Source organism: Streptomyces sp. UNOC14_S4 (assembly GCF_020740835.1).
Taxonomy (GTDB): domain Bacteria; phylum Actinomycetota; class Actinomycetes; order Streptomycetales; family Streptomycetaceae; genus Streptomyces.
The window spans coordinates 1-6,768 of the sequence record NZ_JAINFC010000420.1 but is presented as its reverse complement, the minus strand read 5'-3'; the positions used below and the strand labels follow the sequence as shown (position 1 = coordinate 6,768).

Genomic DNA, 6,768 nt, shown 5'->3' with positions numbered 1-6,768 from the left:
CAGCCCCCCCCGGGGGGGCATCGGCCGGACTACTCCGGGTCGGCGCCGGGCGACTTCCCGGCTCGCCTCGCCTCCTCCTCCTTGAAGAGCGCAGCCAACCGTCGCGTGTCCTCGTCGAGTTCCATCGGCGCGTCCTCGTCCTCGTCGTCCGTGACGACGCCCTGCTCGCGCAGCTGCTGGTCCTGGACCATGACGGGCGGCTGCGGGTCGGGGTCGGAGGGGCGCGGCCCCTCCGGGCCGTCCGGGCCGATGCGGACGAGGCGCTCGATGCGCACGACCCTGAACTCGCGCCCGGCCACCTTCAGTTCGTCGCCGCGCTCCTCGTCGAGCCGGTCCGCCGCGGCCGTGTAGGGCACGCGCTCCTCCCGTCCGAGGTGCAGCTGCCAGGGGATCATGACGCGCATGCTCATGGCGAGCGTGTCCCGGGCGCCCTGCGGTGTGCTGGACGTGCCCGTGGAGTCGGGCCGCCAGTAGCCGTACTCCTTCTCGGCCGTGCCGAACGCCGCCGGGAGGAGCACGCCGCCCGGGTGGGTCTGCGCGGCGCGCAGGGAGTCCTCGCGGACGTCGCGGGGCACTGTGCCCGCCTTGCGCACGAGGGCCAGGAGCTCGACCTTGAGGATGCCCTCGGACATGCCCGTGGCGGTGAACGGGTCGATGACCATGCCCCGTTCGCTGTCGCGGATCTTGTGCGACTCGCCGGGCTTCGCGGGGTCGGGGTCGGTCGGGCGCGGCGGCTCGGGGCCCTGCGGGCCGGAGCGGATGAAGCGCTCGGCGCGCGCGACCCGGTAGCGCACGCCCAGGACGGTCAGCTCGTCGACGGTCTCCCAGTCGGTCCGTTTGGCCGCCGCCTCGCACTCCTCGTACGCGGCCATGTCGCCGTCCTTCTCCGCCTGCTGCGCCAGCTTGCGGAACTGACAGCCCATGTCGTCGCGGGCGTCCTGCGGGGCCAGGCCGGAGAACGAGGAGACGACTTCCCAGCCGCCCTTCTCGCTCTCCCGCACCACGCCGAAGACGGGCCCGCCCGCCAGGAGGACCTCCGGATACGACTCCCGCGCGCGCCACGCCTCCACGTCCGCGAGCGCGGCCACCGGTGCGTCGGGGGCGGTCACTCTGACCATGCGGTAGGCAGGGACGTTCTCACCATCGAGCTCAGCCATGCCCTCAGCATGCCGTGCGCGCCGTGTCCGCCGCAGCCGAAACGGCCCGAGCGTACCGCGCGTCGGTGAACGTCCCTCGCGCACCACGGCGGACGGGGCCCGGCGGTGTACCGGCCGGGCCCCGTCCGCCGGTGTGTCAGGTGGCGTGCCGGGCGGTGCGTCAGGCGGTGGCGCTGCGCCAGACCGCGCCACGGCGCTCGTGCTCCAGGATGTCCTCCATGTCGACGGCGAGGTCGGAGCCGAGTTCGCGCTGCACGATCCACAGGGCCAGGTCGATGCCGGAGGTGATGCCCCCGGAGGTGACGAGGTCGCCGTCGTCGACGACGCGGGCGTTGTGGATGAGTCCGCCCTGCTTCTGCAGCTGGTCCTTGAGCTTGTGGTGGGTGGTGCAGGGGCGGCCCTTGGTGATGCCCGCGGCGGACAGCAGGAAGGCTCCGGTGCACACACCCGCGATGGTCAGCCCGGGGCGCTTGGCCGCGGCGATGGCGCGGGGCAGGGCGCCGCGGCGCACCTCCTGGTCGACGCCGGGGACGCCTTCCTTCACCTCGCTGCCGCCACCGGGCACCACGAGGACGTCGGCCGTCTCGGGCGCCCAGCCGTGCTCGACGGCGATCTTCGTGCCGTAGGCGGCCTCGACGGTCCGGGGGCCGTCGAGGGCCACGTACGTCGTCTCGACGGGCGCGCCGCGGAAGCGCTTGGCCGCCGAGAACACCTCGTACGGGCCGATGAAGTCCTGCTCCTCCACACCGTCGAACATGACGACCTGTATGCGGAGCGGCTTGGTCCGCGCGGCCGCGGCCGGTCGTGCGGCGGCCGTCGGCCGTGACGCGGCGTCAGCCGCGAACGCGGTACCCCCCAGTCCGAGCGCGCCCGCGACGGCGGGCACAGCCGCCGACCTCAGCAGATCCCTGCGACGCACGATTCCCCCTGCTTTCTTCCAGTTCTTCACACAAGATCAGCTTCGAACAAGATCAGCTTCGTCGCCCGGCGGGGACCTCGACAGAGGGAGAAATGCCGGGTTGGGATACGTTCTGGCCATGCATGTTGTCGCTGTCGTCGCCCTGGACGGGATGGCGGGTTTCGATGTCACCGCGGCTTGTCAGGTCTTCGCGAGCGCGCGCCTGCCGGACGGTTCGCCGGCGTACGAGGTGCGGGTGTGCGCGCCGGAGAAGGCGACCGCTTTCGCGGTGGGGGTGCGCTGCTTCGACCTCCGGGCGCCGTACGGTCTGGCGGACGCGCTCGACGCGGACACCGTCGTCGTCCCGGGCGTGGACGACATCACGGCGGAAGCGCCGCCGGAGCTGCTGGACCTGCTCCGCGCGGCCGCCCGGCGCGGGGCGCGGATCGTGTCGATCTGCACCGGGGCGTTCGTCCTGGCGGCGGCCGGGCTGCTGGACGGGCTGCGCGTGACGACCCACTGGGACACCGCCGCCGAGTTAGCCCGCCGCTATCCGCGGGTCGAGGTGGACGCCTCGGTGCTGTACGTGGACCACGGCCGCCTGCTCACCTCGGCGGGGGTCGCCGCGGGCCTGGACCTGTGCCTGCACCTGGTGCGTACCGACCACGGCGCGGCGGTCGCCGCCGACGCGGCGCGCCTGGCGGTCATGCCGCTGCACCGGGACGGCGGCCAGGCGCAGTTCATCGCCCACACGGCGCCCGTGGCCGACGGCGCGAGCCTGCAGCCGACCCTGGAGTGGATGGAGCGGAACGTGCACCGCCCCCTCACCCTCGACGAGATCGCCCAGCACGCCAACGTCAGCGTGCGCAGCCTGAACCGGCGCTTCCGGCTGCAGACGGGCACGACGCCCCTGCAGTGGTTCCTCAAGGCGCGGGTACGCCGCGCCAGCGTCCTGCTGGAGACCACCGATCTGCCGGTGGAGCAGATATCCACCCTGTCCGGCTTCGGCTCCCCCGTGACACTGCGGCTGCACTTCCGCCGTCAGATGGGCACGAGCCCGGGCAGCTACCGTCTGGCGTTCCGCTCGGTGCCGGCATCGACACCGGCATCGACACCGACCGCCCCGGCGGCCCGGTCGACGGCCCTGGCTCCGCCCGTGCCCGTCCCCTGACACCCGCCCGCGCGGCCGCGGCTCACCGAGGGGGGCGTTCGCCTGTCCGCCGGGCCCGTGGCGTGGGGTCGGGCAGGGCGCCACCCTCCTCCTCCCAGTCGGAGAGCCGCTGCGCCATCCCTTCCTCGCGCCGGTTCCCCTCCTTGCCCCGCGCCCGTGCCTCCTGAGCGTTCTTCTTCTCGTCGCCGTCCTTGCGTCCCGCCATGACCGTCCTCCGGAGTCGCTGCGCACGTGGGGTACGAGCCCATTACCCCAGGGGACGCGGGCACGTACGACATCCAGGTACGACGAACAGGTGACCGCCGCTCAAGGGTGTGCCGAAAGGGGTGCCTCGGTGGCCATGGCATGATGACGATCACGAAGATCCCCCGTCGGAAGGCTCACGCCGCGCAGTCGGACGCTTTCGCGCCCCTTCCGGAAAGGCCCGCCATGACGGACACCTGGAACCACGTACTCGACTCCGCGGGCATCCACGACCCCCGGCTGCGCGAGGACTACACGCGGCAGCGCGCGCTGGTGGCCCGTTACCGGCGACACGCCTACGTGGCCGTCCGGCTGCTCCTGCCCGGTCCGGTGATCCCGCACGTGATCGCCACGACGGCGTTCATGCACCACACGGACACCGTCCTCGACGAAGGCGCCTTGCCCGACCGTGTCGCCGCCTCGCGCACCTGGGGAGCCGCGGTGCGCGACGCGCTGGAGACCGGACTCAGCGATCACCCCGTGCTGCGTCCGTTGCTGCACACGATGACCATCCACCCGTGGCTGGCCGGTCAGGTCGAGGAGTTCCTGGCCGGGGCGGCCGCCGATCTCGACTTCGCCGGGTTCGCGGCGGAAGCGGACTACCAGGAGTACGTCGACGTCTACGCGCTGCCCGCGTTCATGCTCGTCGCCGGGCTGTTCGCGCCCGGGACGGACAAGGCCGGGTTCCGTGCCGCCTGCCGCAGCCACATCGACGGCAGCCAGCGGCTGGACTTCGTCAACGACATCGCCGAGGACCTGGCGGGCGGACGCCTCACCCTCCCCGCCACCGCTCTGAAGCGCCATGACGTCAGCCGCGCGGACCTGGAGGAGGCCCGTGACACCCCCGGGACGGCCGCCCTGTTGCGTGACCAACTGGCACAGGCCCGCGCCGACCTCCTGGCCGGCCGCCGACTGGCCGGCCTCACGGCACCGGCCCACCGCCCGTTCGTCCAGGCCCTGATCGCCCTGGAACTGCTCACCGTCGAGGCCGCGGCGCGCAAGGGCACGGCGCTTCTGCGCGGCTCGGCACGCCCTTCCGTACCGGCCTCCCTCCGCGTGCTGGCCCGCGGCCTCGTCCGGACACGCCGCATCAGCCGAACCGGCCGAACCGGCCGCTGAACCCACGGCGTCCGCACATCACCGTTCTCGAATTCGGCGATCAACTCGGTGGACCTGCCACGCACATGCTGGCTATGGTGTGAGCCATGTCCAGCCCCGAGGCGTCAAGACGCTAGCCACCGGTCGTCCGGTGGCTCCCCGGTGATGTCGCGCTGAAGATTCCTCGCGCTCCGCGGCGCCGCGCCGTTCAGCCCCGCATGTCACCGGATCGCCGTCGTACGGGCTGTTTCCCTCCCGGATTCCGCATCATCACCGCCGCCATTGTCGCGGGCGTTTCCGTGATGCCGTCTCCGGTTTCCCGCGCGCGGTGCATTCCGCACGCCCGGCTGGACGGCCGTACCGCGGACAGCGGCACCCGTCCGGCCGGTGCGTCACCGTGACTCGCCGCCGCGTTCTTCGTCGTTCATCCGTGACGCGGTTGTGGAGTTCTGTCGTGCCATTCGCCGTTTACCTGCTCGGACTGGCGGTCTTCGCCCAGGGGACGTCCGAGTTCATGCTGTCCGGTCTGCTGCCGGACGTCGCCGGGGACCTCGGGGTGTCCGTCCCGGCCGCCGGGGCGCTGACCTCGGCCTTCGCCGTCGGAATGATCGTCGGCGCGCCCGTGATGGGCATGCTGGGCATGCGCTGGCCGAGACGCCGGGCGCTGGCGGCCTTTCTGGCCGCCTTCGTCGTCGTCCACGCGGTCGGCGCCGTGACGACCGATTTCGGCGTCCTGCTGGCCACCCGGTTCCTCGGGGCGGTGGCCAACGCCGGATTCCTCGCCGTCGGTCTGGCGGCGGCCACCGCCATGGCGGGCCCGAAGGCCGAGGGCCGGGCCGCTTCCGTCCTGCTCGGCGGAATCACGCTCGCCTGTGTCGCGGGGGTGCCCGCGGGCGCGCTGCTCGGGCAGTGGTGGGGCTGGCGTTCGGCGTTCTGGGCTGTCGTCCTCGTATCGCTGCCCGCCGTCCTCGCCGTCCTGCGGTCGGTTCCGGAATCGCCGCGGGGAGAAGAATCGCCGAGTGTCCGGCGGGAATTGGCGGCGCTGCGCCGTCCTCGTCCGCTGATGACGCTGCTCGTGGCCGCGCTCGTCAATGGCGGGACGTTCTGCGCGTTCACCTATCTCGCCCCGATCGTCACGCACGTCGGCGGATTCGGTGAGGGGTGGGTGCCGGTCGTGCTGGCGCTCTTCGGGCTGGGCTCGTTCGCCGGGGTGACGATCGGCGGGCGGACGGCGGACGCCAGGCCGATGGCGCTGCTCGTGCCCGGTGGTCTCGCGCTCGCCGTCGGCTGGGCCCTCTTCGCGGTCACGGCCGGCAGCCCGGTCGCCGCCTTGGCTCTCGTCCTCGTCCAGGGGACGCTCTCCTTCGCCGTCGGGTCCACGCTGGTGGCGCAGGTGCTGCGTACCGCGGCCGAGGCACCCCACCTGGGCGGCGCCGCCGCGACCTGTGCCTTCAACGTCGGCGCGGCCATCGGCCCGCTCCTCGGCGGCCTCACCCTCGACGCGGGCCTCGGCTACCGCTCGCCACTCGGCGTCAGCGCGCTGCTGGTGGCCGCGGCGTGCGCGACAGGGTGTACGGCGCACGCGGTACGCCGGATACGGAAGCGGGCGGCGGCCCCGGAGGAGGAGCGAGCCGCTGCATGAGGCGAGCCGCGGCGAACAAAAGATCGACTACTCGTGGGCTTCATGTCAGGATGGCGATATTCCGGATGCTTCACACCGAGAGGGGAGCAACATGGACAAGGTTTCCTGGCGCCTGGACAACGCCGTGATCACGGTGTCACTGCCGCCGACCGACGCCGAGTGGGCGGCGGAAGGTACCCGCGGCCTGCGTCACGTACCCCCCACGCACGAGGGGCGCGGCCCCGAGCCCCTGCCCCTCCCGGAAACCGAAGGAACGAGCCCGGTCCAGCTCGGCGCGATGGGCACGGGGCTGTAGAGGAGCCGCTGCTCCTGACGGTACGCCGTGGTGCCGCCCCGCTCGCCGGGAGCCTCGCCCTCACTCCGGCGGGTCGGCACCACGCACAGGCACCCGCGTAAACGTCACGACATGCTCTGACATATTCACGTAACACATATATGCCTACAGTGCCCCTTCGCGAGGAGGGAGCGACCCATGCAGTACGACACCACGGTGAGCGCCGGGATACGGATCCGGTCGGGGGCCGAGGGCGATCTGGAACGGCTCACCGAGATCTACAAC

Annotated in this window: 7 protein-coding genes; 4 read left to right on the top strand and 3 right to left on the bottom strand. The window is 72.4% G+C overall.

Features of this window, described 5'->3' with window-relative positions:
* Nucleotides 1-29 precede the first annotated feature (29 nt).
* The gene (locus tag K6I34_RS28315; protein ID WP_229330096.1) at nt 30-1,157 is read right to left on the bottom strand and encodes a DUF5954 family protein; all 1,128 of its coding nucleotides are present in this window, start codon (nt 1,155-1,157) and stop codon (nt 30-32) included.
* A 160-nt stretch (nt 1,158-1,317) separates the two neighbouring features.
* Nucleotides 1,318-2,076 (bottom strand): DJ-1/PfpI family protein, encoded by a 759-nt coding sequence (locus K6I34_RS28310; protein WP_229330094.1) that lies wholly within the window; start codon nt 2,074-2,076, stop codon nt 1,318-1,320.
* A 118-nt stretch (nt 2,077-2,194) separates the two neighbouring features.
* On the opposite strand from K6I34_RS28310, the gene K6I34_RS28305 reads away from it, so the two are divergent.
* The gene (locus K6I34_RS28305) at nt 2,195-3,226 is read left to right on the top strand and encodes a GlxA family transcriptional regulator (protein ID WP_229330092.1); all 1,032 of its coding nucleotides are present in this window, start codon (nt 2,195-2,197) and stop codon (nt 3,224-3,226) included.
* A 22-nt stretch (nt 3,227-3,248) separates the two neighbouring features.
* On the opposite strand, the gene K6I34_RS28300 is transcribed toward K6I34_RS28305, so the two are convergent.
* Nucleotides 3,249-3,431, bottom strand: a complete 183-nt coding sequence (locus K6I34_RS28300; protein ID WP_229330090.1) for a hypothetical protein — start codon at nt 3,429-3,431, stop codon at nt 3,249-3,251.
* A 224-nt stretch (nt 3,432-3,655) separates the two neighbouring features.
* On the opposite strand from K6I34_RS28300, the gene K6I34_RS28295 reads away from it, so the two are divergent.
* From K6I34_RS28295 to K6I34_RS28285, 3 genes are all read left to right on the top strand, one after another.
* The gene (locus K6I34_RS28295; protein WP_229330088.1) at nt 3,656-4,588 is read left to right on the top strand and encodes a squalene/phytoene synthase family protein; all 933 of its coding nucleotides are present in this window, start codon (nt 3,656-3,658) and stop codon (nt 4,586-4,588) included.
* 433 nt (nt 4,589-5,021) lie between these two features.
* The gene (locus tag K6I34_RS28290; protein WP_229330086.1) at nt 5,022-6,209 is read left to right on the top strand and encodes a Cmx/CmrA family chloramphenicol efflux MFS transporter; all 1,188 of its coding nucleotides are present in this window, start codon (nt 5,022-5,024) and stop codon (nt 6,207-6,209) included.
* 91 nt (nt 6,210-6,300) lie between these two features.
* Complete coding sequence (locus K6I34_RS28285; RefSeq protein WP_229330084.1) at nt 6,301-6,504, top strand: hypothetical protein; 204 nt, start codon at nt 6,301-6,303, stop codon at nt 6,502-6,504.
* The last annotated feature ends 264 nt before the right edge of the window (nt 6,505-6,768 follow it).

What these genes read in the sequence shown, in the direction of transcription:
- K6I34_RS28315 (WP_229330096.1), bottom strand. Translation starts at nt 1,157, where the DNA reads ATGGCTGAGCTCGATGGTGAGAACGTCCCTGCCTACCGCATGGTCAGA.
- K6I34_RS28305 (WP_229330092.1), top strand. Translation starts at nt 2,195, where the DNA reads ATGCATGTTGTCGCTGTCGTCGCCCTGGACGGGATGGCGGGTTTCGAT.
- K6I34_RS28300 (WP_229330090.1), bottom strand. Translation starts at nt 3,431, where the DNA reads ATGGCGGGACGCAAGGACGGCGACGAGAAGAAGAACGCTCAGGAGGCA.
- K6I34_RS28295 (WP_229330088.1), top strand. Translation starts at nt 3,656, where the DNA reads ATGACGGACACCTGGAACCACGTACTCGACTCCGCGGGCATCCACGAC.
- K6I34_RS28285 (WP_229330084.1), top strand. Translation starts at nt 6,301, where the DNA reads ATGGACAAGGTTTCCTGGCGCCTGGACAACGCCGTGATCACGGTGTCA.